15 protein-coding genes, 2 tRNA genes and 3 rRNA genes are annotated in these 25,753 nt (G+C 63.5%); 15 read left to right on the top strand and 5 right to left on the bottom strand.

The window, feature by feature from the left end:
* The first annotated feature begins 122 nt into the window (after positions 1 to 122).
* Positions 123 to 920: a class II aldolase/adducin family protein gene (locus tag CAL25_RS17230; RefSeq protein WP_094802263.1), complete on the top strand. Its 798-nt coding sequence runs from the start codon at positions 123 to 125 to the stop codon at positions 918 to 920.
* 27 nt (positions 921 to 947) lie between these two features.
* Here CAL25_RS17230 and CAL25_RS17225 read toward each other — a convergent pair whose 3' ends face one another.
* Positions 948 to 1,550 (bottom strand): hypothetical protein, encoded by a 603-nt coding sequence (locus tag CAL25_RS17225; RefSeq protein WP_094802261.1) that lies wholly within the window; start codon positions 1,548 to 1,550, stop codon positions 948 to 950.
* Positions 1,551 to 1,945: 395 nt separating this feature from the next.
* On the opposite strand from CAL25_RS17225, the gene CAL25_RS17220 reads away from it, so the two are divergent.
* Positions 1,946 to 4,150 carry a TonB-dependent receptor gene (locus CAL25_RS17220; RefSeq protein WP_094802259.1) on the top strand — a complete coding sequence of 735 codons (2,205 nt, stop codon included), beginning with the start codon at positions 1,946 to 1,948 and terminating at the stop codon, positions 4,148 to 4,150.
* Positions 4,151 to 4,315: 165 nt separating this feature from the next.
* Here CAL25_RS17220 and acnB read toward each other — a convergent pair whose 3' ends face one another.
* On the bottom strand, positions 4,316 to 6,907 hold the full coding sequence (acnB, locus tag CAL25_RS17215; protein ID WP_094802257.1) for a bifunctional aconitate hydratase 2/2-methylisocitrate dehydratase: 2,592 nt from the start codon (positions 6,905 to 6,907) through the stop codon (positions 4,316 to 4,318).
* A 235-nt stretch (positions 6,908 to 7,142) separates the two neighbouring features.
* Here acnB and CAL25_RS17210 point away from each other — a divergent pair, with 235 nt between their 5' ends.
* The 6 genes from CAL25_RS17210 (at position 7,143) to CAL25_RS17185 (ending at position 11,451) form a co-directional block, all read left to right on the top strand.
* A complete protein-coding gene (locus CAL25_RS17210; protein ID WP_094802255.1) occupies positions 7,143 to 7,763 on the top strand; it encodes a 3'-5' exonuclease in 621 nt (206 codons plus the stop codon).
* 15 nt (positions 7,764 to 7,778) lie between these two features.
* Entirely contained in the window at positions 7,779 to 8,129 is a 351-nt protein-coding gene (locus tag CAL25_RS17205; RefSeq protein WP_094802253.1) for a nucleotide pyrophosphohydrolase, read from the top strand.
* A 198-nt stretch (positions 8,130 to 8,327) separates the two neighbouring features.
* The gene (locus CAL25_RS17200; RefSeq protein ID WP_094802251.1) at positions 8,328 to 9,221 is read left to right on the top strand and encodes an EamA family transporter; all 894 of its coding nucleotides are present in this window, start codon (positions 8,328 to 8,330) and stop codon (positions 9,219 to 9,221) included.
* On the top strand, positions 9,218 to 9,988 hold the full coding sequence (locus CAL25_RS17195; protein ID WP_094802249.1) for a sulfite exporter TauE/SafE family protein: 771 nt from the start codon (positions 9,218 to 9,220) through the stop codon (positions 9,986 to 9,988). Before CAL25_RS17200 ends, CAL25_RS17195 begins: the two co-directional genes overlap by 4 nt.
* A gap of 323 nt (positions 9,989 to 10,311) precedes the next feature.
* Positions 10,312 to 10,752, top strand: a complete 441-nt coding sequence (locus CAL25_RS17190) for a hypothetical protein (RefSeq protein WP_094802247.1) — start codon at positions 10,312 to 10,314, stop codon at positions 10,750 to 10,752.
* A 51-nt stretch (positions 10,753 to 10,803) separates the two neighbouring features.
* Entirely contained in the window at positions 10,804 to 11,451 is a 648-nt protein-coding gene (locus CAL25_RS17185; RefSeq protein WP_249279125.1) for a hypothetical protein, read from the top strand.
* Between the two features lie 214 nt (positions 11,452 to 11,665).
* On the opposite strand, the gene CAL25_RS17180 is transcribed toward CAL25_RS17185, so the two are convergent.
* Complete coding sequence (locus CAL25_RS17180; RefSeq protein WP_432759252.1) at positions 11,666 to 14,029, bottom strand: DUF3772 domain-containing protein; 2,364 nt, start codon at positions 14,027 to 14,029, stop codon at positions 11,666 to 11,668.
* A gap of 331 nt (positions 14,030 to 14,360) precedes the next feature.
* The gene (locus tag CAL25_RS17175; RefSeq protein ID WP_094802245.1) at positions 14,361 to 15,287 is read right to left on the bottom strand and encodes a LysR family transcriptional regulator; all 927 of its coding nucleotides are present in this window, start codon (positions 15,285 to 15,287) and stop codon (positions 14,361 to 14,363) included.
* Between the two features lie 235 nt (positions 15,288 to 15,522).
* On the opposite strand from CAL25_RS17175, the gene CAL25_RS17170 reads away from it, so the two are divergent.
* Positions 15,523 to 17,040: an acetyl-CoA hydrolase/transferase family protein gene (locus CAL25_RS17170; RefSeq protein ID WP_094802243.1), complete on the top strand. Its 1,518-nt coding sequence runs from the start codon at positions 15,523 to 15,525 to the stop codon at positions 17,038 to 17,040.
* A gap of 188 nt (positions 17,041 to 17,228) precedes the next feature.
* Here the strand turns inward: CAL25_RS17170 and CAL25_RS17165 are convergent, their stop codons facing one another.
* Positions 17,229 to 18,146 carry a LysR substrate-binding domain-containing protein gene (locus CAL25_RS17165; RefSeq protein ID WP_094802241.1) on the bottom strand — a complete coding sequence of 306 codons (918 nt, stop codon included), beginning with the start codon at positions 18,144 to 18,146 and terminating at the stop codon, positions 17,229 to 17,231.
* A 273-nt stretch (positions 18,147 to 18,419) separates the two neighbouring features.
* Between CAL25_RS17165 and CAL25_RS24075 the strand changes: the two genes are divergently transcribed.
* The 6 genes from CAL25_RS24075 to rrf all read left to right on the top strand — a co-directional run bounded on the left by CAL25_RS24075 (position 18,420) and on the right by rrf (position 25,704).
* A complete protein-coding gene (locus tag CAL25_RS24075) occupies positions 18,420 to 18,662 on the top strand; it encodes a hypothetical protein (protein ID WP_141217948.1) in 243 nt (80 codons plus the stop codon).
* A 1,689-nt stretch (positions 18,663 to 20,351) separates the two neighbouring features.
* Positions 20,352 to 21,882, top strand: a 16S ribosomal RNA gene (locus tag CAL25_RS17160).
* 90 nt (positions 21,883 to 21,972) lie between these two features.
* Positions 21,973 to 22,049 (top strand) — tRNA-Ile (locus CAL25_RS17155).
* 24 nt (positions 22,050 to 22,073) lie between these two features.
* Positions 22,074 to 22,149: transfer RNA gene (locus CAL25_RS17150), tRNA-Ala, on the top strand.
* Positions 22,150 to 22,465: 316 nt separating this feature from the next.
* Positions 22,466 to 25,349 (top strand): 23S ribosomal RNA (locus CAL25_RS17145).
* Positions 25,350 to 25,591: 242 nt separating this feature from the next.
* Positions 25,592 to 25,704: ribosomal RNA gene (gene rrf / locus CAL25_RS17140) — 5S ribosomal RNA — on the top strand.
* Together the 16S, 23S and 5S rRNA genes with 2 tRNA genes alongside form the textbook arrangement of a ribosomal RNA operon.
* The last annotated feature ends 49 nt before the right edge of the window (positions 25,705 to 25,753 follow it).

Here is a 25,753-nt window from a genome sequence, read left to right as displayed (position 1 = left end):
CTCTGACATCCGGCTTGTCCGGTTGCGGCAGGCAGGAAACGCGGCGTTCGAAATCCGTCATGCCACGCGCGCGCCACTCTGACTACGATGGGTCACACTCCTGACACATCGAGGTCCTCAGAATGGCCGAGCAACGCCTTGCGCACGAACTCCAGATTCCGTCCATGCAGGATCGCTGCACGCCGGCCGAGTGGCAGGCGCGCATCGATCTCGCGGCCTGCTATCGGCTGGTGGCGCATTACGGCATGTCCGACATGATCGCCAACCACATTTCCCTGCGCGTGCCGGGCGAGCAAGGGGCATTCCTGATCAATGCCTATGGCCTGCTGTACGAAGAAATCACGGCGTCCAGCCTCATCAAGATCGACCATGACGGCAACGTGCTGTCGGCGCCCGACTTCGGCGAACTGCGCTATGGCGTGAACAAGGCCGGTTTCGTCATTCACTCGGCGGTGCATCACGCGCGGCCGGAGGTCGATTGCGTGATCCACACGCACACCTGGGCCGGCATGGCGCTGTCGTCGCTCGAATGCGGGCTGCTCCCCATGACCCAGACCGCGCTGCGCTTTCTGCGCATCGGCTATCACGACTACGAGGGCGTGGTGCTCGACACGCGCGAGCAGGCCTCGCTGGTGGCCGATCTGGGGCAGGGCGAAGCGCTGATCCTGCGCAATCACGGTCTGCTCACGGTGGGCCGCACGATCGGCGAGGCCTTCAACTGGATGCACCGCCTCGAGGTTTCGTGCCGGGCCCAGCTCGCCGCCATGGCCTGCAACACGCCGATCACGGCGCTGTCGGCCGAGGTGCAGGAAGGCACCTGGAAGCAATACCAGCCGGGCACCCGCCGCCCCTACGGCCAGATGGAATGGCCCGCGCTGCTGCGCCTGGCCGACCGCCTGGATCCGTCCTATCGCACCTGAACGGCCGCGCGGCGCGGGCCTGCGCGCTCAGAAGAGCCAGCCGCCCCGCGTCAGCTCGCCTTCGCACTGGCGGTACTGTGCGCCGAACCGCTCGGCGCGCGCCTGCACCTGCTGCGACACGCGCATCAGCCAGGCCTTGCGTTCGTAGCTGCGATTGCGATAGCCGGTCCAGCCCTCGTGATAGTTGAGGTACTGGCCGTAGGCGTCCCATTTGGAGATGCCATTGATGCGCTGGGTCTTGCTCATGTACCAGCCCATGAAGTCCAGGGCATCGTCGAAGTTGCTGCGGCTCGACGTCCACCCGCCCGCGTCGCGCTTGTAATCGGCCCAGGTCTCGTCCTTGGCTTGCGCATAGCCGTACGCGCTGCTGACCCGGCCCCACGGAATGAAGCCGAGGAAGTAATAGCGCGGGGGCAGGGCGTCATGCTTGAAGCTCGACTCCTGATACATCATCGCGATCGGCACGTGGACCGGCGCGCCCCACTTCTTCTGCGCGCGCAAGGCGGCGCTGTGCCAATCGGGCTTCTCCCGGAAGATGGCGCAGATGTCCTCGGGATTGGCGGGCGGGGCGGTCGACGCGCACCCGGACAGGGCGAGCACCGCCACCAGCGTCGGCATACGGGCTCGCATGGCGTTCCTTGACGTGGTGTGGGGCAGGGGGACGCATCGCCGCGTCCCACCTGCATTCTACAAGCAGAGAAACCAATCGTTACGCCAGACGCGGGTCCGATAATTTATTGCGTCGTCGGGCCCCGAAACGTGGTTTCTGCCTTTCAGAGAGCGGTAAGCCGTGGTTTTGTTGCAACGGGCGCGGCTTTTTTTGGCCGTTACAAAAATGATAATGATTCCTGATCGCTAAAATGCGGGCTCGTCTCGCTGCGTGGCGAGCAATGCGGTCAGGGGCTTCGGGCTCATCACCGCGCAGTCACCGCAGCGATCGCGCGCCCGCCCCGGGCGCGGCACTTCGCAAAAAAAACAACGACGTGGCCCGTCCCGGTTGCCGCGTCCACGGGAATCTATCAAGCATGAGAAAACAGAATCTCGCGTGGCTGGCCGCCGTGCTGCCCTGGTATGTGGCGAGCGCGCTCGCCCAGACCGCCACGTCCGCACAGGACAGCACCGTCACGCTCGACACCGTCAAGGTCGAGGCGAGCGCCGACGCCTCCGCGGGCGGTCTGGCCGCCCCGTTCGCCGGCGGCCAGGTCGCCACCGGCTCGCGCGTGGGTATCCTCGGCACCCGCAGCAACCTCGAAACGCCGTTCTCGATCACGTCCTATACCAACGAGCTGATCCAGGACAAGCAGGCGCACGGCGTGGGCGATGTGCTGCAGAACGACCCGGGCGTGCGCGTGGCGCGCGGCTTCGGCAACTTCCAGGAGTCCTACTTCATCCGCGGCTTCATCCTGGGCTCGGACGACATCGCGTACAACGGCCTCTATGGCCTGCTGCCGCGCCAATACATCTCGACGCAGCTGTTCGAGCGCGTCGAAGTGCTGCGCGGCGCGTCGGCGTTCCTGACGGGCGCCGCGCCTGGCGGCGGCGGCATTGGTGGCGTGATCAACCTGGTGCCCAAGCGCGCGCCGAACGAGCCGCTCAATCGCTTCACCGTGGGCTACGGCACCGACAGCATGCTCGAGGCATCCGCCGACGTGGCGCGCCGCTTCGGTCCTGACGACAGCTTCGGCGTGCGCCTGAACGTCGCGCAGCGCGGCGGCGAAGGCGCCATCGATGACGAGCGCAGCCGCAACACGGCCGTGTTCCTGGGCCTGGACTGGCGCGGCGATCGCGCCCGCGTGTCGGCCGACATCGGCTACCAGGACAACCGCCTCAAGCGCACGCGTCCGAACGTCACGCTCGGCCCGGGCGTGACCTCGGTGCCCTCGGCCCCGGATGCACGCAAGAACTACGCACAGGACTGGACCTACTCCAACGAGCGCGACGTGTTCGGCTCGGTGCGCGGCGAATACGACTTCAACGACAACATCACCGGCTGGGCCGCCTATGGCATGCGCCACAGCAAGGAAGAAAACTCGCTGGCCAACGTGACCGTGACCAACGGCAGCACCGGCGACGGCAACTTCTACCGTTTCGACAACGCCCGCAAGGACACCGTCAACACCGGTGAGATCGGCCTGCGCGCCAAGGCCGTGACCGGCCCGGTCAAGCACGAGTTCGTCGTGTCGGCCTCGCACTTCGATCTGGAAAAGAAGAACGCCTATGTGATGGACTTCTCCAACCGGTTCCAGACCAACCTCTACGATCCGGTCAGCTATGGCAAGCCCACGCCGCTCGCCTCGGCGTTCCGCGGCAACGACATGGACGATCCCGCGAAGCAGGGCGTGACGCGCCTGACCAGCTACGCGCTGGGCGACACGCTGTCGTTCTGGGACGACCGTGTGATGGTGACGGCCGGCGTGCGTCACCAGCGGCTCTACACCCGTGAGTACGCCTACAACACCGGCGTGGGCGGCAACGCCTACGAAAAGAGCCGCAACTCGCCGGCCGCGGGCATCGTGTTCCGCGTGACGCCCGAGGTGTCGCTGTACGCGAACTACATCGAAGGCCTGGTCCAGGGCGACACCGCGCCGCTCACCAGCAACAGCGCGCCCGTCACCAACGGCGGCGAGATGCTGTCGCCGTACGTCTCCAAGCAGAAAGAAGTGGGCGTCAAGGTCGAGCGCGACGGTCTGGGCGGCGGCCTGGCGTTCTTCTCCACCGACAAGCCGCGTGCTTTCGTGAACGAGCAGAACACCTTCACGGCCTCGGGCAAGGATCGTCACCAAGGCATCGAACTCACCACCTACGGCGAAGTCACGCGCAGCGTGCGCGTGCTGGGCGGCCTGACCTGGCTCGATGCCAAGCAGCGCAACACCGGCAGCGACACCACCGACGGCAAGCGCGTGATCGGCGTGCCGGAATACCAGGCCAACCTCGGCGTCGAATGGGACATCCCCGGCGTGCAGGGCCTGACCGTCGACGGCCGCGTGGTCTACACCGGCTCGAGCTACGCGAATGCGGCCAACACGCTCAAGGTGCCCGGCTGGACGCGCTTCGACGCCGGCGTGCGCTACATGACCGACATCGGCGGTCATCTGGTGACCTGGCGCGCGCGTGTCGAGAACATCGCCAACCGCGACTACTGGTCGTCGGTCGGGGGTTATCCCGGCAACGGCTACCTGAATCTGGGCGGCCCCCGCACCTTCTCGCTGACGGCCTCGATGGAATTCTGATTCCGGCCTGATGCGTCAAAAGCCCCTCGCGCCTGTGCGTTGCGAGGGGCTTTTTCATTGCCGCCGGCCGAGCGCGCGGACCGTGCGCCCAAAACAAAGCCCCGCGGCTCGCACCGCGGGGCTTTGTCGCGTGGTGTGCCGGCCAGGCCGGCGCACGTTGCGGTCTTACACTTCGATCACGTCGGCCACATCCTTGTAGTCGGCGATCTTGTCGAAGTTCAGGTACTGATAGATCTGGTCGCCGCTCTTGGTGATGACGCCCATGTCGGCCATGTACTCGTCCTTGGTCGGGATGCGACCCAGACGCGAGCAGATGGCGGCCAGCTCGGCCGAACCCAGGTACACGTTGGTGTTCTTGCCCAGGCGGTTCGGGAAGTTGCGGGTGCTGGTCGACATCACGGTCGCGCCTTCGCGCACCTGGGCCTGGTTGCCCATGCACAGCGAGCAGCCCGGCATTTCGGTGCGGGCACCGGCCGTGCCGAACACGCCATAGTGGCCTTCTTCGGTCAGTTGCGCGGCGTCCATCTTGGTCGGCGGAGCGACCCACAGCTTGACGGGGATGTCGCGCTTGCCTTCGAGCAGCTTGGAGGCGGCACGGAAGTGACCGATGTTGGTCATGCAGCTGCCGATGAACACTTCGTCGATCTTCGCGCCGGCCACGTCCGACAGCGTCTTCACGTCGTCGGGGTCGTTCGGGCAGGCCACGATCGGCTCATGGATGTCGGCCAGATCGATCTCGATCACGGCGGCATACTCGGCGTCGGCGTCGGGCTGGAGCAGTTGCGGGGCGGCCAGCCAGGCTTCCATGGCCTTGATGCGGCGAGCCAGCGAGCGCTCGTCTTCGTAGCCGTTGGCGATCATCCACTTCAGCATCACGATGTTGCTGTTGATGTACTCGATGATCGGTTCTTTGTTCAGGTGCACCGTGCAACCGGCGGCCGAACGCTCGGCGGAAGCATCGGACAGCTCGAACGCCTGTTCGACCTTCAGGTCGGGCAGACCTTCGATTTCCAGAATGCGGCCCGAGAAGATGTTCTTCTTGCCTTGCTTGGCCACGGTCAGCATGTCTTGCTTGATCGCGTAGAGCGGGATGGCATTGACCAGGTCACGCAGGGTGACGCCGGGCTGCATCTTGCCCTTGAAGCGCACCAGCACCGATTCCGGCATGTCCAGCGGCATCACGCCGGTGGCGGCGGCGAAGGCCACCAGGCCCGAGCCGGCCGGGAACGAGATTCCGATCGGGAAGCGCGTGTGCGAGTCGCCGCCGGTGCCGACCGTGTCGGGCAGCAGCATGCGGTTGAGCCACGAGTGGATCACGCCATCGCCCGGGCGCAGCGAGATGCCGCCACGCGTGCTGATGAACTGCGGCAGCGTGTGGTGCGTCTTGACGTCGACGGGCTTGGGATAGGCGGCGGTGTGGCAGAACGACTGCATGACGAGGTCGGCCGAGAAGCCCAGGCAGGCCAGGTCCTTCAGCTCGTCGCGGGTCATGGGGCCGGTCGTGTCCTGGCTGCCGACCGAGGTCATCTTGGGTTCGCAGTAGGTACCCGGGCGGATGCCCTGGCCTGCCGGCAGGCCGCAGGCGCGGCCGACCATCTTCTGCGCCAGCGAGAAACCGCGGCCGCTGTCGACGGGGTTGTTGGGCAGGCGGAACAGGGTCGAGGGCGCCAGGCCGAGGGCCTCGCGCGCCTTGGCGGTCAGGCCGCGGCCGATGATCAGCGGAATGCGGCCACCGGCGCGCACTTCGTCGAACAGCACGTCCGACTTCACTTCGAATTCAGCGATGACTTCGCCGTTTTTCAGGGCCTTGCCATCGTACGGGCGCAGCTCGACCACGTCGCCCATCTCCATCTTGGAGACGTCGAGTTCGATCGGCAGGGCGCCGGCATCTTCCATGGTGTTGTAGAAGATGGGGGCGATCTTGCTGCCCAGGCACACGCCGCCGAAACGCTTGTTCGGCACGAAGGGGATGTCTTCGCCCGTGAACCAGAGCACCGAGTTGGTGGCCGATTTGCGCGACGAGCCCGTGCCGACCACGTCACCCACGTAGGCGACCAGGTGGCCCTTGTCCTTCAGCGACTCGATGAACTTGATCGGGCCGCGCTTGCCGTCTTCCTCCGGCTGGAACGCGGCGCCTTCACGCTTGTTCTTCAGCATCGCGAGCGCGTGCATCGGAATGTCGGGGCGGGTCGTGGCGTCGGGGGCGGGCGACAGATCGTCGGTGTTGGTCTCGCCAGGCACCTTGAAGACCGTGATGGTCAGGCTCTGCGGCACTTCGGGACGGCTGGTGAACCATTCGGCATCGGCCCAGCTCTGCATCACGGCGCGCGCGTTGGCGTTGCCCTTGTCGGCCTTGTCCTTCACGTCGTGGAAGGCGTCGAACATCAACAGGGTTTTTTTCAGGGCTTCGGCGGCAACCGTACCGACTTCGGCGTCGTCGAGCAGTTCGATCAGCGGGCCAATGTTGTAGCCGCCGAGCATGGTGCCCAGCAGTTCGGTCGCCTTGGCGCGGCTGATCAGTGCACACGATTCTTTACCCAGCGCGACGGCGGCCAGGTAGGAGGCCTTGACCTTGGCGGCATCGTCCACGCCAGCGGGCACGCGGTGCGTCAGCAGGTCGAGCAGGAATTGCTCTTCCCCGGCGGGCGGGCTCTTCAGCAATTCGATCAGATCAGCGGTTTGTTGAGCCGAGAGGGGCAGCGCGGGGATACCCAGCGCGGCGCGCTCGGCCACGTGTTTGCGATACGTTTCCAGCATGAGGAGCCTGCGTAAAGTCGGGTTGGAAGAAGGGTTTGTGGCAGCGATTGTAGAGGCAAGCGGCCCCGGCAAGCAAATGTCTTATATCTTATATAAGACCTGCGGCCCGGACGTGGCGGTCGCGCCACATTCTCATAGAGGAGGCCCGGGGCGTCAGCGGAATTCCGCCCGTACAATCGCAGCCCCGGCCCGGCCTCCCGCCGTGCCGGGCCGTCCCGACTTTCGCACGCCGCCCATGACTTATTTCCGCCGCACCGGTACGCCCGCCTTCCCGACCCGCCGACCGGCCGCCAAATCCGCCGCCCGATCGGCCGCCGCCCCGTTGAACGCGGCGCTGTCCGCGCTGGGCGGCCCCTTCTGGGTCGCCGACCTGGAAACCACCGGACTGTCGGCGGCGAGTTGCGAGATTCTCGAGTTCGCGGCGGTGGCCGTGTCCGCCGAGGGCCGTATCGAGCGCGAGTACTCCCAGGTCGTACGCATCGGTGGCCCGGTCCCGTCCTTCATCTCGCGCCTGACCGGCATTTCGCAGATCGAGGTGGATCGCGATGGCTTGCCCGTCATGCAGGCTTTCGACGAGTTCCTGAGTTTCATCGAGGGCGGTCCAGTGTTCTTTCACAACGCCTCGTTCGATACGCGCTTTCTGCGCGCCACGGCCGAGCGGCTGGGCCGTGCGTTCGACGCGCCGGTGCACTGCACCTTGCAGCTCGCGCGGCGCGCGTGGCCGGAGCTGCCCTCGCACAAGCTGGGCCTGCTGGCGGACCATATCGGGGCACGCGTGCCGACCCACCGGGCGCTGGCCGACGTCCACACCACGGTGGCCGTCGCGCTGGCGGCGCGTCAGCGGCTGGCGATTTAATTACCCGGAGGCATCATGTCCGACCTGCAAGCCATGCGAATTGCGGTGCGCCGTTTCACCGCCGAACGCGATTGGGAGCAATTCCATAGCCCCAAGAATCTCGCCATGGCGCTCGCCGGCGAGGCCGGTGAGCTCGTGGCCGAGTTCCAGTGGCTCACCGAAGCCGAATCCCGCGCGCTCACCGACGCGCAGCGCGCCGCGGTGATCGACGAGATCGCCGACGTGCAGCTGTATCTGGTCGCGCTGGCCGACAAACTCGGCGTCGATATTGCCGCGGCTGTCGAGCAGAAGATGGCCAAGAACGCCGTCAAGTATCCCGCCGGCGCCTTTCGCGGCAGCGCGCGCAAGTACGACGCCGACGCCTGACCCTTCGTGCTACCGTGAGTCACGACCGGCGGATGGCTTTACCGGCCCGTCGTCCGATGCCTTACCGCTTGCTGAACGCCGCGTCAGCGCGATCACCCGCGACTCGGTACACTCATTGCTCTTTGCGGCGACACTCGTTGCGCCCACAACTTCTTCCTCGAACACGACGCGCTCCGCAGGGTGTCTCGTGACCTCGCCATGCCCTTGAGTCATTTGTTCCTGGCCCTGTCCGTCGTGTTCATCTGGGGCACCAACTTCGTGGTCATCAAGTGGGGGCTGGCCGACTTTCCGCCCTTTCTGTACGCGGCGCTGCGCTTCTTCTTTTCGGCGCTGCCGTGGATCTTCGTGTTTCGCCGCCCCGCGGTGCCGTGGACCTCGCTCGCGGCGGTCGGCACGCTGCTGGGTGCGGGTCAGTTCGGGCTCCTGTATTGGGCCATGCAGCACGACATCACCCCCGGCCTCGCGTCGCTGGTGGTGCAATCGCAGGTGTTCTTCACCATCCTGATGGCAATGGTGCTCACGGGCGAGCGCCTGCGCTGGCTGCAGGGCGTGGCCCTGATCCTGGCGGTGGTGGGCTATGGCGTGGTGGCCTGGCACACGGGTGCCGATCCGGCTGCCGCCGTCACGCTCACCGGCCTGGCGCTGGTGCTGGCCGCGGCGTTCTGCTGGGCCTGCGCCAACACCATCGTGCGGCGCGCGGGCAAGGTCAACGCGGCGGCCTTCATGGCCTGGAGCAGTCTGTTCGCCATCATCCCCACCAGCCTCATCAGCCTGAGCGTCGAAGGGCCGCAGCAGATCGCGCAGGCGCTCCTGCATGCCAGCTGGGCGGGCTGGAGCACCGTGCTGTGGCAGGCCCTGGGCAATACCGTGTTTGGTTTCGGCGCCTGGAACTGGCTGCTGGCACGGCATCCGGCCGCCACGGTCGCGCCCACCGCGCTGCTCGTGCCGGTGTTCGGCATGCTGTCGTCCGCGCTGTTGCTCTCCGAAGCCCTGCAGGCATGGAAGCTCACGGCGGCCGCCCTGGTTCTGGGCGGGCTGGCGCTCAATCTGTATGCGGGCCGTCAACGCGTCAAGCCGGCGGGCCGCGCATGAGCCTCGCCGACCACATCCTGTTTCTCGTCTTCGTCGCGCTCGCCACCTACGCCCAGACCATGACGGGCTTTGCGTTCGGGCTCGTGCTGCTGGGGCTCGCGGGCCTGTTCGCGCTCGCGCCGCTGCCCGACGTGTCGAACACCGTCAGCATCCTCACGCTCATCAACGCCGTGGTGGCCATGGGGCGCAGCCGGCCGCAGGTCGACTGGAATCTGCTGCGCCCCGCGCTGCTGAGCAGCATGGTGGGCGTCACGTTCGGCGTGTTCGCGCTCGACTGGATCAGCGGCAGCATGACGATCGTGCTGCAGTGGCTGCTCGGTCTCACCATTCTGGCCTGTGCCATGTTGCTCGTGTTGCGCACCCAGCCGCTCGAACGGGTGTCCGGCCGTGGCTCCTTCGTTTTCTTCGGCACGATTTCCGGCGTGCTGGGCGGTCTCTTCTCGAGCGCGGGTCCGCCGATGGTGTATCACCTGTACCGCCAGCCCCTGCCGCTGGCCGTGATCCGCAACACCCTGCTTGTGCTGTTTTCCTTCAACGCGGTATTGCGGCTTTCCCTGGTGACCTGGCAGGGCACGCTCAAGGTCTCCACCTTGTGGTTGAGCCTGGAGGCGCTTCCGGTCGTGGTCGGGCTCACCTGGCTGGTGCGCCGTTACGCCTCGGCCGATTCGATGCGCGCGGTCAGGCGCATGGTGTTCGTCCTGCTGCTCGCCGCGGGATTCGGGCTTCTCGGCCCGGCCACCCTGCACCTTTGGACGATGCTGCGCTGATTGCCTGAGCCTAGCGGCGCAGACCTCGGTACCCAGCCAAAGATGTAGTCCCGCCCGCCGCGGCCTCATGCTTACAGCTGGCTGTCAGGTTTGGGCCCGCGCGCCGTTCCTCCTTCCGTGCGATCTCCGGTAGACCGAGTTCTCCGCCGAATGTCCCGGTAGCCCGTTTGCAGGATTCTTCGGATCCGCCGGGCCGCGCAATCTATGCCTCACCGGCACTCGACGCAACGGCTTCCCGCCAAAGCGAAGAGCACCGGGCCGGCCCGGACCGGTAGTCCGGAAAGCGCGGTCCGTCGCATCACGGACACCAGGGAGGCATCCAAATGAAGAAGCTCGCAACCATCGCAGTTCTGTCGTTCGCCGCGGCCGCGCCCGCTTTTGCCGGAGGAGGTTTCGGCGGTTCCATGGGAGCCTATCAAGGCTCCGTGGTCGGCTCGGTCGGCTCGATCTCGCAAGGCAATGCCGTGGCCTCCAGCCAGGTCATCGGCACCGGCCACTCGTACCAGAGCGCCCAGGCCAACACCGGCGGCACGGCCAGCATGTCCGGCGCCATCGGCCCCAGCGGCGCCAGCGTGTCGACGTCCACCCAGCAGTACTCGACCACGAAGACCTCGGGCTCCACGTGGGGCAACGCACCGGGCATGACGAACGGTTCGATCTCCAACGGCGCGGGCGCGTATGGCAACACCGATACCGGCGCTGCCGCGCAGGGCGCTTTCCAGATGGGCGCGATCGGCGGCTTCAGCAGCTTCGGCCGTCGCTAAGCCAACCGCTGATCCGTGCGGCCGCCGGCCGCACGGATCCAGGAGAACATCATGAAGACCATGATTCTCGCTCTATCCCTGGCGCTGGTTTCCAGTGGCGCCCTGGCGCAGACCAGTACCGCGTCGTCGAGCACGAGTGCATCGGCAGGCGTGACCGCAGCCGGCAATCAGCAGGGCGTGACGTTCAACAGCCGCAGCACGACGTCGGATTCCCTGCGTACCGTGCCGCCGGTGGCCGGTCAGGCCTTTTACGGCTCGTTCTCCACCGACAGCTGCATGGTGTCGGGCGGGGGCGGCGGGTCGGTCATGGGCTTCGGCATCAACCTCGCGGTGCCCGTGGAAGATTCCAACTGCAGCCTGCGCCGCAACTTCGAGCGCACGATGCAGGCGGCCGCCACCACGCGGGACCAGGACAAGTCGCGCAAGCTCGAGACCGCCGCCGTCGACATGCTGTGTCAGACGGACAAGGCCACGCGCGCGGCGCTGTCGGCGCAGGGGCTGTGCACCAACCTCGAAGCGGTCGCGGCCGCCGCGGTGGTGCCGCCCAACACGGCGTCGGCCGCACCGCCGCAGACGACGGCGTACGCCGTGCCGTCGCAGCGTCTGTCCATGGGCAACCCGGTATTGGCACCGCAATCGCCTCGACGTATTCCCGACACCGCGCGTGCGCGCATTGACGATCTGTTCACGCCGGGTTGAGCGCGATGTCTGCAGCCGGCACGCGGGCGGCCCGCCCGCGCCACCGGGATCGCGCTAAAAGAGGCGGGCCAAACGCAGCGTTCCACGCGCCTCCCTTTGCGGGGGCGTCTTTTTTTGAGCGCGCCGAGATAGAAGCGGCGCGAGCATCCCACCGAAGGCGCAGCCTGAGGGCCAACCCATCGCTCGACTTCGCGCGGCTCGACTCCAGCGCGGCTCAGCGTGGCTCGGGCGTACGCGGATCGGCGGCGGCCTGCGTGATGGGCGCCGGCGCGATCGACGGCTCGTCGCGCAGCAGCATCGTCGCTGGCGGCGCCATTTCGAGCTTGGCATCGGACAGGCGCTGCAGCACGTCGAACAGAATCGCGCTGCGCACGCCATACGCGAGGCGCGGCGAACTCACGTAGGCCGTGGCCTTGAACACCAGGTGGCCGGCGTCGAAGCCATCGAGGAATACGCTGGGCTCGGGGGCACTCAGGATATCTTGATGCGCACCGAAGGCGTCCAGCAGCAGCTGCTTGACCTGCTGGGGCGGCGTCGACAGCGGCATCGGCAGCTTGATCTGCACCAGGCCGAGCGGGTTCGCATGCGTGACGTTGCGCACGGTCTTGGTAATGAATTCCGAATTCGGCACGATCACCGTCGACCGATCCCCCATCTGGATCTCGGTCGCGCGCACATTGATGCGCAGGATGTCGCCTTCCACGCCGCCTAGCGACACCCAGTCTCCGACCTTGACCGGCCGTTCCGCCAGCAGGATCAGGCCCGATACGAAGTTCTGCACCACCGCTTGCAGGCCGAAACCGATACCGACCGACAGCGCACTGGCGATCCAGGCCACCCGTTCCAGACCGATGCCCAGCGCCGACAACGCCAGCGCCACGGCGATCACCACGCCCGCATAACCGAACAGCGTGGCGGCCGAAATCTGCATGCCGGGGTCGAGTTCGGTGCTCGGCAGGTAGCGGTTGGTCAGCCAGCGCTTGAGCAGGCGCACCGCGACCAGGCTGAGCGCCAGCACCAGCAGCGCCTGTACCAGCGCGCCCGGACGCAATTGCACCTCGCCGATCTGCAGGCCCCGGTGCAGCTGGTCGAACCGGTGCGCCAGGTCGGCCGGGCCTTCGCCGAACGGCGCGAGCAGCATCACCGCCGCGGTCATGATCACGAGCACCCGGCCCACGCCCGAGAGCAGCACCGCCGCCTGGATGCGGATGCGGGATTGGGCGGGCTCACCGTCCTTGGGCTGGGCGTTGGAGCCGAGCAGCGTCGAAAAGCCGTCTTCGATCAGCACCGAAGCGAGATACGCCGTCGTCAGCACCACCAGCGTCCAGAAGGATTGGCGGATCACGAAGCTGCCGAGCGCCGCGTAGCCGATCAGCATGGCAAGCAGGCTGAAGACGAGCACGACCCAGGCCACGGTGCTGAGCGCCGCGATCCAGAGCGGGCGCGGCGCCGGCGGCTGGCCCTCTTCGGTCGTCTGCGACGCGCGGCGCAGACGTTCGGCGCGGAGCAGGGTCCACAGCATCAGAATGCCGAGCAGCGCCACCACGAAACTATTGAGCGCGATCGTCGATGTCAGGCTGGTATTGAGCAGGATCGGCAGCCGTTCGGCGAGCCAGACGATGATGACGAGGGTGCCCAGCATGGCCGGCGCCCAGCGCAGACCGCGGGCCACCTCGTCCGGAATCGGGGGCAGCCGCCACGAGGGCCGGTCGGGGGAGAGCAGTGCGTAACCCAGGCCGGTCACGTAACCGCCAAAACACACCATCGCCACCAGGCCATCGAGCAGGCTCTGGGTCGCGTCGCCCACTTCCGCACGCCACACCAGGCCGATCTTGAAGAACTCGGCGATCAGGCCGGGCGTGGCAATCGAGAGCATCACGATCGCTACGGCCAGGAAGGACCGGCGCAGGCGGCCGGGCGGCACGCGGCTGGCCGTCAACCGGACGATCAGTTTGTCGAACCAGTAACGCAAGGTCAGCACCGCCACCGCGAGCAGGGCCAGCACCAGCCAGCCCCATCCCGGCGTGGCGGTCACCATGGCGCCCACGTCCTGGCGCAGATCCGCCATGCGATCGAGATCGCGCGGCAGGTCCCCGCGCAGCTCCGACCAGAACGACGAGGACACGAAGGAATCGCGCCGCTCGCCCAGGCGCGCCTGGAACTGCGTGCGCCGCATGGCCGAAATCTGTTCGGCGGTCTGGGCCGCTTCAACCGACAACAGTCGGGCCAGCTTCACCTGCGCATCGAGATCGCGATTGGACTTCTCGAGCTGGGCGCGCTGCTGCGCGACATCGGGGGCTTCCTTGCCGCCCTCGGTGGGCTTGCCCAGCTCGGTGAGCCGGGCGGCCACGCTGGCCAATTGCGGCGCCAACGCTTCCGCGAGGCCCTCCGCGCGATTCTGGATGTCGAGCGCGTCGGCGCGGCGCTGTACCAGCTCGGCATCATCGGTGAGCTTGTCCAGGCCCTTGCGCAGACCGTCGATGTCCTGCCGCGCCGCGGTCAGCTTGGCGTCGGCTTCCTTGATGTCGATGGTGCTGGCGGGCTGCGCGTGCACGGCCGCCGGCGCCATCACGGACATGGCGAGCAGCAGGACGAACAGCAGGTGCCAGAGGTGCCGTGACGTCGCGAAAGGCGCCGCCGCGGGCAAACGATGGAATGGGGTCGATGTCATGTCGGAGCGCCCCTCGAGGGGCGCGGCAATTCGGATCAGGGTGCGGGCCAAGCCTCGCGCGGCGCGGCCCGATCGCGGCAGCATAGCCCGGACACACCGTGGGTGTTCAACGCCTTGCAACAGAATTTGACGGGTGCCCGGCCGCCGCCCGCGCCCGCGATATGGGTGAACGGCCGTCCGGCGGGCGGCGTGGGTCCGTAGCCGGTCCGGCGGGCGCCGCGCCTGGCGGGCCTGACGCTCAGTCCGGCGGCGTGGCGGGGCGGGCGCGGCGGGAGCGTGGCGCCACGCCCAACACCTCGCGGCAGGTGTCGAGCCAGGCCCGAGCGGCGTACGACAGGTAACGATCGCGCAGCCAGATGTGTCCGACCTCCCATTGCACCCCGCCGCGGGCGATCCGGGCGGTGCGGGTGCCGCGCGGCTTCAGACGCTGGACCAGCGGCTCGGGCAGGATGGCCGTGCCCAGGCCGGCGGCCGCCATCGCGGCCAGAAAATCCCAGTGCGCGCTCTGCGCCGCGATCTGCGGGGTAAAGCCCGCGTCCAGGCAGGCCTGACGCAGGCGGCGGGTCAGCGCGAAGTCATCGGTGGGCAGCAACAGCGGCTCATTCCTGAGCGCCGACAGCGGCAGGGCTTTGCCTTCCGCCCACGACGCGTGCGCCGGTCCCACCACGGCAAGCGGATAACTGCCGAAGCGCAGCGTCTCGAGCGGACTCGGCGTCTGCACCGGCAACACCGTTGCGCCGATCTCCAGTTCGTTGGCGGTGACCAGCCGTTCCACGGCCTGCCCGGTGCCTTCCCGCAGCTGCAGCCGGATCTCGGGGTGCCGTTCGCGAAACGCCTGCACCACCGGAATGAACAGCAGATTGATCATCGGCGGAATGCCCACCTCGAGCTCGCCGCGGCGCAGATCCACGGTCTCGCGCACTTCGGCGTTGAGCTGGCGCATCGCGCCCAGGATATGCAGGCCGCGCTCGTACACCACGCGTCCCGTATCCGTGGGGCGGGCCGTGTGGCCGTCGCGGATCAGCAGCGGCGTGCCGATCTCTTCCTCGAGCTGCCGGATCATCTTGCTGACCGTCGATTGCGTCACGTACAGCGTGCGTGCCGCCTGCGTGAAGCTGGCGGTTCGAACGGTTTCGACGAAGTAGCGCAGGGCGCGGATGTCCATGGGGGCGTACCCAATTGATGAAAATACCGACTGATTTGCATGATTTTAAGTCATTACGTATTTGACTCGGCTCGTTCCTATACTGCGGCCAGGCAGCCTGCCCGCCACATTTTCGGCGGCCGGGCGCATCGGAAAACACCACGGCAGAAGGTGTCCGGACCTCGGCGGGAGACGTGTCGTTTCTGGTTCCCCGATCCGGCCCGCCCGCCGCGGCTCAAGAATCAGGAGACACGCAATGGACATCGAACGTATCCGTCATCAGGGCCTGCGCTCGCGCATCACGACCGCGCAGGAGGCCGCGCGTTTGATTTCCAACGGCATGACGGTCGGCATGAGCGGCTTCACCCGCGCCGGCGACTGCAAGGCCGTGCCGGCCGCCCTGGCCGAGCGCGCGGCGCACGAGCCGCTCAGCATCACTTTGATCACCGGCGCCTCGCTGGGTCACGACACCGACAAGCAGCTGGCGAACGCCGGCGTGCTCGCGCGACGCATGCCGTTCCAGGTCGACACCACGTTGCGCCGCAAGATCAATCAAGGCGAGATCGCGTTCGTCGACCAGCATCTCTCCGAAACGGTCGAACACCTGCGTGCCGGACATCTCGGGCCGATCGACGTCGCCATCATCGAGGCCGCCGCGATCTCCGAGGACGGCGGCATCGTGCCGACGATGTCGGTGGGCAACTCCGCGTCTTTCGTCGAGCAGGCCCGCACGGTCATCGTCGAGCTGAATCTCGGCGTGCCGGCGGCAATCGAAGGTCTGCACGACATTTACGTGCCTGCGCCGCACGGCGCGCGCGCACCGCTTCCGGTGCTGGCGCCGCACGACCGCATCGGCACGACCTGCATCCAGGTGGATCCCGCCAAGATCGCGGCCATCGTGATCACCGATGCGCCCGATAGCCCGTCCAATGCCTTGCCGCCCGACGACGAAACGGCGGCGATCGCGAGCCACATCGTGTCGTTCCTCGGTGCGGAGGTCAGCGCCGGCCGCCTGAGCCGTTCGCTGCTGCCCCTGCAGGCCGGCATCGGCACCATCGCGAACGCCGTGCTGCATGGCTTCGGCGAAGGCGACTTCGACGGACTGACGATGTATTCCGAGGTGCTGCAGGACAGTGCCATCGCGCTGCTCGACCAGGGCAAGCTGGCGTTCGCGTCGGCCTCTTCGATCACCGTGTCCACGCCGGTCTACGAGCGCATCCTCAGTAACCTGGATCACTACCGCGAGCGCCTCGTGCTGCGCCCGCAAGAGATCAGCAACGCCGCGGAAATCGTGCGGCGTCTGGGCGTGATCGCCATCAATACCGCGCTCGAATGCGACATCTATGGCAACGTGAACTCCACCCACGTGGGCGGCACGCACATGATGAACGGCATCGGCGGATCCGGCGACTTCGCGCGCAACGCGCACCTGGCCATCTTCGTGACCAAGTCCATGGCGAAGAACGGCGACATCTCCAGCATCGTGCCGATGGTGGCCCACGTCGACCACAACGAGCACGACGTCGACGTGATCGTCACCGAGTGCGGCCTGGCCGACCTGCGTGGCCTGGCGCCGCGCGAGCGCGCCCGCGCCATCATCGCGCACTGCGTGCACCCCTCGTATCGCGACGCGCTCTCCAGCTACTTCGAACGCGCCTGTGAACGCGGCGGCCAGACCCCGCACCTGCTCGAAGAGGCTTTCTCCTGGCACCAGCGCTTCAACGAAACGGATTCCATGCGCGAGTCCGTGGCCCTGACGCGCAAGGTCGCGTAATCGGAACGGGATGCCATGCGCGAATCGCATGGTTCTGACGCGCAAGGTGGCGTCAGTCCCCGTCGCCCTGACGCGCAGTGTGCCTGACCGGAGTGGGTTCAACGCATGAATCCGTCGTGCTGACGCGCGAGCTCATGCAACCGCGCGCCCTGCGGCGCCGCGTGCTGCTCCGGACGCCAGCGAGCGCGTCAACGCGGCGCGCGCGCGTCGAGCTGGCTTGCGGCGCGGGTGATCTCGGTCTCGAGCCAGGCGCGCAGGGCCTGCACGGGCGGCCAGTCGGCATACTCCGGCCGATAGACGAGGTGATAGGTCTGGTCGCCTTCGTACGGTATGGACAGGGGCGACAGGCGCACGAGCCGCCCCTCGGCGAGCGCATCCGCCGCAAGCAGCTCGCGCACCAGCGATATGCCCATGCCTTGTTCCACCGCCTGCAGCAACATGCCGCCGTCGTTGAACACCGCCACCGGCACGACGCGGCGCGGGTCGCCCGCCGCATGAAACCAACTTTCCCATAAGCCCTGTTCGCCCAGCAGCGGCTCGCGGGCGAACTGCGCCGGTTCGGCGCCCGCCAGACGCTGCGCGGCCTCTGGCGAGCCCACCAGCACCATCGGCATGGGGGCGGGAAAAAGCGCCACGCTCACCAGCCCCGGCCAATGGCCCCGCCCGTAGCGCAGCGCCGCATGGAAACCATCCCGCTGAAGATCCGCCAGTTGCTGCGAGGTCTCGACCTCCAGCACGAGCTCCGGATGGCGCTCGCGCCACCGCGCCATGCGCGGCAGCAGCCAGCGCTGCGCAAACGAGGGCAACACGCTCACCCTCAGTCGCACCGTGGCGCCGGCCGCCGCTTCCTGCGCCGCGCGCGTGCCCTCGTCGATCAACGCCAGGGCCGGTCCGACGCGCGCCAGCAACGCGCGGCCCGCGTCGTTGAGCTGGATGCCGCGGCCCACGCGGTCGAACAGCGGCGTGCCGAGCCGCGTTTCCAGATGACGGATCTGCTGGCTGACCGCGCTGTGTGTGAGATGCAGCGCCGTGGCGGCCGCGCGCAGATTGCCCCCTTCGGCCACGGCGCGAAACACGGGCAGGCTGTTCAACGGAATTTTCGACATGGGCGCGAGGGCTCGATAAAGGTTGTCGTCATGACGCGGCGGAGGTCACGTGTCCATCTCGCTGGGGAGGCGAGGGCAGCGCTCGCCAAAGGAGCAGGACCTCGTCTTCCCAGGAAGGCAGGTGCCTCGTTCGCCCGCCAGGCAGGCAAGGACCGGCGCCACGATACAACCGCCAAACGGTCGGACTTCCTAACCATATTGGCCACAATATATCGATTTTCGCGGCGAGTCTGTATAGATATTCTGAACGCATACCTAATCGGGAGCGTTGCCATGTCTATCAGCGAATCGTATGTGTCTCACCCGCAGGGGGCGCCGCGGTCCATCGCGTCCTGGGTGCGGTCGGTAGTTGCTCGCGTGGTCGAGTGGGCGGGCGCCCCGGTAGCGTCGGTCAACGCGGCCGATCTCGACCCGCGGCTCCTGCGCGACATGGGCCTGCCGCCGGAGGTCAACGCCTGGAACGAACGCGAAGCCCTGCGCCGTCAGCGCAATCTGCGCGAGCCCCATCTCTGGTAGGCGGCGCACTCCGGGATCCCGAGGCGGGCCGGTGCGGGTTGTTCACGCGATGCTTTTCGATGCCGGCTCTCGCTCGCACGGCGCCTATGCGGGCTCCCGCTGGTCCGGTGCCTTATCTACCAGCGCGCTGCCTTACCTACCAGCACGGTGCCTTATCTACCAGCGCGCTGCCTCACCTACTAGCACGGTGCCGTATCTGCTAGCGCGCTGCCTTATCTACTAGCACGGCGCCTTATCTACTAGCACGGTGCATCACCTACTAGCACGGTGCCGTATCTACTAGCGCGCTGCTTTATGTACCAGCGCGCTGCCTTATCTATAGTGGGCCCTTTCTCTCTATCAAGCCCTTCTCACTATTAGGCCCTTACTCTCAGGCCCTTTCTCTATATTGGGCCTCCTATAGAGAGACGACACGTTGCGTCGGGTGCGACGGAGCGCCGGGCGCCGGGCAACGGGCAACGGGCAACGGGCGCCGGGCACCGGGTCCAGGCCCCTAGGCCCAACCGGCCAATCCTCGCCCTATATATAGACGCCTTCCCGGAATAGCGCCGCCTATATATAGAAGTAGAAGACGGACACGCCACGGCGCGCATCCTGCTGCACCGGATCCGGCTCCGCTCAAACCGTCCGGACCCGCGCCCGTCTACATATCAATTGCCCGGCGCTCTCATATAGAGGGCTGACACGCCGCGGCGCCCACCCGGCGATGCCGAATCCAGGCGCTGCCCACGCCATCCCAACCTAGGGTGCGCGCGATCAAAATTATTTTTCGCGCCATTATTTGGCCCGTTAAGTAACGGAACACTCTGCGCAGACAGCGTGAAAACAGGGCCAAGTCCTTGATCACAAAAGGCATTGTCCCCAATTGCCGGTCCGGGGGCAGCGGGAGCGGGCAGTACGAACCACCTGGTGGGGGCCAAAACTTTACGGGTTTCCCATGACTTCGTTTTGACAAGCCAAAAAACCATGCTATAGTTCGCCCCCTTCGCTGCTCACACAACAGTGTGAACGACGAAGCCGAAGCGGCAAGTGCTGTTTCGCCGGCCTCAAAGCGGTTGCCACCTGAGTGGGACGCGAGGCGCGAAACAGGGCTTTCAGCGCAGGAACGGAAGCGTGCTTCCGCGGTTGTCCGAAAGGGCTTACCGAATTCCAGCGTTGCACGGTGAGCTGCAAATTGTGCGATGTAAGTTGCACGATCTGCAAAAACTGTGTTATAGTTTCGGGCTTGGCAGTTGTCAAAACGTTAGGGTTAACCCTGATGTTCTGAGAAAGGCCGAAGCAGAAGGCGAGCGATGTCGGCAACGACGCAGCGAGCCGGAAGCGAGTGAAGCGGTTGTTAGTCAGTGATGTGATGAATGAATAAATAAATTCAAAGCTGAGTTGACAAACGAAAAAAACTTCTTCATAATCTCGTTTCTCTGCTGCTGACACAGCAAACGACGCGAAGCGAAAGCGACGCAGCGAAGCGAGTCAGTAAGTAGGCAAGAATTTAGCAGTACCGCTCTTTAACAACTAAACAACCGATAAGTGTGGGCACTTGATGCGAGTGCGCAGTCGGTCAGATTTCGGTCTGGCAGACAAAGCAAAAGTATCAAAGTGCTCACAATATGAAGTAAGGTTTTTTAAACCTCACTTCCTTTGAGAGCAAGCGAAGTCGCTGTCTTAGGATAGCGGCGCAAAACAGAGATTAAACTGAAGAGTTTGATCCTGGCTCAGATTGAACGCTGGCGGGATGCTTTACACATGCAAGTCGAACGGCAGCACGGACTTCGGTCTGGTGGCGAGTGGCGAACGGGTGAGTAATGTATCGGAACGTGCCTAGTAGCGGGGGATAACTACGCGAAAGCGTAGCTAATACCGCATACGCCCTTCGGGGGAAAGCGGGGGACCTTCGGGCCTCGCACTATTAGAGCGGCCGATATCGGATTAGCTAGTTGGTGGGGTAACGGCTCACCAAGGCGACGATCCGTAGCTGGTTTGAGAGGACGACCAGCCACACTGGGACTGAGACACGGCCCAGACTCCTACGGGAGGCAGCAGTGGGGAATTTTGGACAATGGGGGAAACCCTGATCCAGCCATCCCGCGTGTGCGATGAAGGCCTTCGGGTTGTAAAGCACTTTTGGCAGGAAAGAAACGGCACGGGATAATACCCCGTGCAACTGACGGTACCTGCAGAATAAGCACCGGCTAACTACGTGCCAGCAGCCGCGGTAATACGTAGGGTGCAAGCGTTAATCGGAATTACTGGGCGTAAAGCGTGCGCAGGCGGTTCGGAAAGAAAGATGTGAAATCCCAGAGCTTAACTTTGGAACTGCATTTTTAACTACCGAGCTAGAGTGTGTCAGAGGGAGGTGGAATTCCGCGTGTAGCAGTGAAATGCGTAGATATGCGGAGGAACACCGATGGCGAAGGCAGCCTCCTGGGATAACACTGACGCTCATGCACGAAAGCGTGGGGAGCAAACAGGATTAGATACCCTGGTAGTCCACGCCCTAAACGATGTCAACTAGCTGTTGGGGCCTTCGGGCCTTGGTAGCGCAGCTAACGCGTGAAGTTGACCGCCTGGGGAGTACGGTCGCAAGATTAAAACTCAAAGGAATTGACGGGGACCCGCACAAGCGGTGGATGATGTGGATTAATTCGATGCAACGCGAAAAACCTTACCTACCCTTGACATGTCTGGAATCCCGAAGAGATTTGGGAGTGCTCGCAAGAGAACCGGAACACAGGTGCTGCATGGCTGTCGTCAGCTCGTGTCGTGAGATGTTGGGTTAAGTCCCGCAACGAGCGCAACCCTTGTCATTAGTTGCTACGAAAGGGCACTCTAATGAGACTGCCGGTGACAAACCGGAGGAAGGTGGGGATGACGTCAAGTCCTCATGGCCCTTATGGGTAGGGCTTCACACGTCATACAATGGTCGGGACAGAGGGTCGCCAACCCGCGAGGGGGAGCCAATCCCAGAAACCCGATCGTAGTCCGGATCGCAGTCTGCAACTCGACTGCGTGAAGTCGGAATCGCTAGTAATCGCGGATCAGCATGTCGCGGTGAATACGTTCCCGGGTCTTGTACACACCGCCCGTCACACCATGGGAGTGGGTTTTACCAGAAGTAGTTAGCCTAACCGTAAGGAGGGCGATTACCACGGTAGGATTCATGACTGGGGTGAAGTCGTAACAAGGTAGCCGTATCGGAAGGTGCGGCTGGATCACCTCCTTTAAGAGCTTAGTGCTCGTAGCAAGTGTCCACGCTTATCGGTTGTTGAAATATAGCTGCTGTGGATCGTACAGATCCGAGAGAAAGAGTCTGGGGTCTGTAGCTCAGTCGGTTAGAGCACCGTCTTGATAAGGCGGGGGTCGTTGGTTCGAATCCAACCAGACCCACCAAGTTATTCCGAGTGATCGGGGTATGGGGGTGTAGCTCAGCTGGGAGAGCGCCTGCTTTGCAAGCAGGATGTCATCGGTTCGATCCCGTTCACCTCCACCATTGCCTGGCTTAGCCTGGCGCTGGTAGAAATCTAGACAGCAAGAGTTCAACGATTAGCGCTGCGAGCCAGTGTTAATCGTTGGGTTTAGGCCTGACAGCTATATTTGTTCTTTAACAATTTGGAAGAAGCACAACGTAAAGTGTTCATCAAGTAATCGGCGCAAGCCTGATGAAGATGGATACGGGTTGTGATTGCATGATTTTGTTCCAAAGTCTCAAGCTCGATGCGCACGCAAGTGTGTATTGAGAAAAGCTTTGATAGAACGGCACAAACGCGAAATGTCAACAAGCGTCCTATAAGACTTCAGTGTTATAGGATCAAGCGACTAAGTGCACATGGTGGATGCCTTGGCGATCACAGGCGATGAAGGACGTGGTAGCCTGCGAAAAGCTACGGGGAGCTGGCAAACAAGCTTTGATCCGTAGATATCCGAATGGGGAAACCCACCGCGCAAGCGGTATCCCTGACTGAATACATAGGTCAGTGGAAGCGAACCGGGTGAACTGAAACATCTCAGTAGCTCGAGGAAAAGAAATCAACCGAGATTCCGAAAGTAGTGGCGAGCGAAATCGGAAGAGCCTTCACGTTTTAGCTAACAGCATAGTCGAACAGTCTGGAAAGTCTGGCCGTAGCAGGTGATAGCCCTGTAGACGAAATGTTGATAGTGGAACTAAGCGTGAGATAAGTAGGGCGGGACACGTGAAATCCTGTTTGAAGATGGGGGGACCATCCTCCAAGGCTAAATACTCGTGATCGACCGATAGTGAACCAGTACCGTGAGGGAAAGGCGAAAAGAACCCCGGAAGGGGAGTGAAATAGATCCTGAAACCGTGTGCATACAAACAGTCGGAGCCTCCTTGTGGGGTGACGGCGTACCTTTTGTATAATGGGTCAGCGACTTACATTCAGTGGCAAGCTTAACCGGATAGGGAAGGCGTAGCGAAAGCGAGTCCGAATAGGGCGTTCAGTCGCTGGGTGTAGACCCGAAACCAGATGATCTACCCATGGCCAGGTTGAAGGCACGGTAACACGTGCTGGAGGACCGAACCCACTAGTGTTGAAAAACTAGGGGATGAGCTGTGGATAGGGGTGAAAGGCTAAACAAATCTGGAAATAGCTGGTTCTCTCCGAAAACTATTTAGGTAGTGCCTCAAGTATTACTGCAGGGGGTAGAGCACTGTTATGGCTAGGGGGTCATGGCGACTTACCAAACCATGGCAAACTCCGAATACCTGCAAGTACAGCTTGGGAGACAGAGCACCGGGTGCTAACGTCCGGACTCAAGAGGGAAACAACCCAGACCGCCAGCTAAGGTCCCAAATTATCGCTAAGTGGGAAACGAAGTGGGAAGGCATAGACAGTCAGGAGGTTGGCTTAGAAGCAGCCACCCTTTAAAGAAAGCGTAATAGCTCACTGATCGAGTCGTCCTGCGCGGAAGATGTAACGGGGCTAAGCGATAAACCGAAGCTGCGGGTGTATATCTTTAGATATACGCGGTAGGAGAGCGTTCTGTAAGCCTGCGAAGGTGGCTTGTGAAGGCTGCTGGAGGTATCAGAAGTGCGAATGCTGACATGAGTAGCGATAAAGGGGGTGAAAAGCCCCCTCGCCGTAAGTCCAAGGTTTCCTGCGCAACGTTCATCGGCGCAGGGTGAGTCGGCCCCTAAGGCGAGGCAGAGATGCGTAGCTGATGGGAAGCTGGTTAATATTCCAGCACCGTCGTATAGTGCGATGGGGGGACGGATCGCGGAAGATCATCAGGGTGTTGGATGTCCCTGTTGCTGCATTGAAGATGGCGCTTAGGCAAATCCGGGCGCGTAAATCAAGGGTGTGGCTCGAGCGAGCATGTCTCGCGAAGTGATTAGAAGTGGTTCCAAGAAAAGCCTCTAAGCTTCAGCTATACGAGACCGTACCGCAAACCGACACAGGTGGACGGGATGAATATTCCAAGGCGCTTGAGAGAACTCGGGAGAAGGAACTCGGCAAATTGATACCGTAACTTCGGGAGAAGGTATACCCCGGTAGTGTGATGCGCCTGCGCGCTGAGCATGATGGGGTCGCAGAGAATCGGTGGCTGCGACTGTTTATTAAAAACACAGCACTCTGCAAAGACGAAAGTCGACGTATAGGGTGTGACGCCTGCCCGGTGCCGGAAGGTTAAGTGATGGGGTGCAAGCTCTTGATCGAAGCCCCGGTAAACGGCGGCCGTAACTATAACGGTCCTAAGGTAGCGAAATTCCTTGTCGGGTAAGTTCCGACCTGCACGAATGGCGTAACGATGGCCACACTGTCTCCTCCCGAGACTCAGCGAAGTTGAAGTGTTTGTGATGATGCAATCTACCCGCGGCTAGACGGAAAGACCCCATGAACCTTTACTGTAGCTTTGCATTGGACTGTGAACCGGTCTGTGTAGGATAGGTGGGAGGCTTTGAAGCGAGGTCGCTAGATCTCGTGGAGCCAACCTTGAAATACCACCCTGGTTTGTTTGCGGTTCTAACCTTGGTCCGTTATCCGGATCGGGGACAGTGCATGGTGGGCAGTTTGACTGGGGCGGTCTCCTCCCAAAGCGTAACGGAGGAGTTCGAAGGTACGCTAGGTACGGTCGGAAATCGTGCTGATAGTGCAATGGCATAAGCGTGCTTGACTGTGAGACTGACAAGTCGAACAGGTGCGAAAGCAGGACATAGTGATCCGGTGGTTCTGAATGGAAGGGCCATCGCTCAACGGATAAAAGGTACTCTGGGGATAACAGGCTGATACCGCCCAAGAGTTCATATCGACGGCGGTGTTTGGCACCTCGATGTCGGCTCATCTCATCCTGGGGCTGTAGCCGGTCCCAAGGGTATGGCTGTTCGCCATTTAAAGAGGTACGTGAGCTGGGTTTAAAACGTCGTGAGACAGTTTGGTCCCTATCTGCCGTGGGCGTTGGATACTTGACGGAGCCTGCTCCTAGTACGAGAGGACCGGAGTGGACGTACCTCTGGTGTACCGGTTGTCATGCCAATGGCATTGCCGGGTAGCTAAGTACGGAAGAGATAACCGCTGAAGGCATCTAAGCGGGAAACTCGTCTGAAGATAAGGTATCCCTGGGGGCTTGACCCCCCTGAAGAGTCGTTCAAGACCAGGACGTTGATAGGTCGGGTGTGGAAGCGCAGTAATGCGTTAAGCTAACCGATACTAATTGCTCGTGAGGCTTGATCCTATAACTCTCAAGTCTTAATTAACCGTGTAGAGCGCAACTAACCCTTGCCCCTCGCACGTGACGCTGGCCGACATCGCGCCAGTGCCGTTCAAACACAATCAACGCAACCCATACAACACAATACGTGCTCTCGATGACCAGTCCCCGCCCGGCGCATACCGCCCGGCCCGACTGCGACACGAGCGCGGTGCTTCTTCCAGATTCAAGTGCTTGACCCTCGCGTCAACCGCTTACCGGTTACGCCTGACGACCATAGCAAGGTGGCCCCACTCCTTCCCATCCCGAACAGGACCGTGAAACGCCTTCGCGCCGATGATAGTGAACATTCGTTTGTGAAAGTAGGTCATCGTCAGGCTTTTATTGCTCAAAACCCCACTGGCTCACGCCAGTGGGGTTTTGTCTTT

Origin of the sequence: Bordetella genomosp. 5 (assembly GCF_002261315.1) — a bacterium.
Taxonomy (GTDB): domain Bacteria; phylum Pseudomonadota; class Gammaproteobacteria; order Burkholderiales; family Burkholderiaceae_B; genus Bordetella.
The sequence above is the reverse complement of the archived record's forward strand: the minus strand, read 5'-3'. Positions and strand labels throughout refer to the sequence as shown.

What these genes read in the sequence shown, in the direction of transcription:
- CAL25_RS17190 (WP_094802247.1), top strand. Translation starts at nt 10,312, where the DNA reads ATGAAGAAGCTCGCAACCATCGCAGTTCTGTCGTTCGCCGCGGCCGCG.
- CAL25_RS17180 (WP_432759252.1), bottom strand. Translation starts at nt 14,029, where the DNA reads ATGTCCGTGATGGCGCCGGCGGCCGTGCACGCGCAGCCCGCCAGCACC.
- CAL25_RS17165 (WP_094802241.1), bottom strand. Translation starts at nt 18,146, where the DNA reads ATGTCGAAAATTCCGTTGAACAGCCTGCCCGTGTTTCGCGCCGTGGCC.
- CAL25_RS17220 (WP_094802259.1), top strand. Translation starts at nt 1,946, where the DNA reads ATGAGAAAACAGAATCTCGCGTGGCTGGCCGCCGTGCTGCCCTGGTAT.
- CAL25_RS17230 (WP_094802263.1), top strand. Translation starts at nt 123, where the DNA reads ATGGCCGAGCAACGCCTTGCGCACGAACTCCAGATTCCGTCCATGCAG.
- CAL25_RS17170 (WP_094802243.1), top strand. Translation starts at nt 15,523, where the DNA reads ATGGACATCGAACGTATCCGTCATCAGGGCCTGCGCTCGCGCATCACG.
- CAL25_RS17200 (WP_094802251.1), top strand. Translation starts at nt 8,328, where the DNA reads ATGCCCTTGAGTCATTTGTTCCTGGCCCTGTCCGTCGTGTTCATCTGG.
- CAL25_RS17195 (WP_094802249.1), top strand. Translation starts at nt 9,218, where the DNA reads ATGAGCCTCGCCGACCACATCCTGTTTCTCGTCTTCGTCGCGCTCGCC.
- CAL25_RS17205 (WP_094802253.1), top strand. Translation starts at nt 7,779, where the DNA reads ATGTCCGACCTGCAAGCCATGCGAATTGCGGTGCGCCGTTTCACCGCC.
- CAL25_RS24075 (WP_141217948.1), top strand. Translation starts at nt 18,420, where the DNA reads ATGTCTATCAGCGAATCGTATGTGTCTCACCCGCAGGGGGCGCCGCGG.
- acnB (WP_094802257.1), bottom strand. Translation starts at nt 6,907, where the DNA reads ATGCTGGAAACGTATCGCAAACACGTGGCCGAGCGCGCCGCGCTGGGT.
- CAL25_RS17185 (WP_249279125.1), top strand. Translation starts at nt 10,804, where the DNA reads ATGAAGACCATGATTCTCGCTCTATCCCTGGCGCTGGTTTCCAGTGGC.
- CAL25_RS17225 (WP_094802261.1), bottom strand. Translation starts at nt 1,550, where the DNA reads ATGCGAGCCCGTATGCCGACGCTGGTGGCGGTGCTCGCCCTGTCCGGG.
- CAL25_RS17210 (WP_094802255.1), top strand. Translation starts at nt 7,143, where the DNA reads ATGACTTATTTCCGCCGCACCGGTACGCCCGCCTTCCCGACCCGCCGA.
- CAL25_RS17175 (WP_094802245.1), bottom strand. Translation starts at nt 15,287, where the DNA reads ATGGACATCCGCGCCCTGCGCTACTTCGTCGAAACCGTTCGAACCGCC.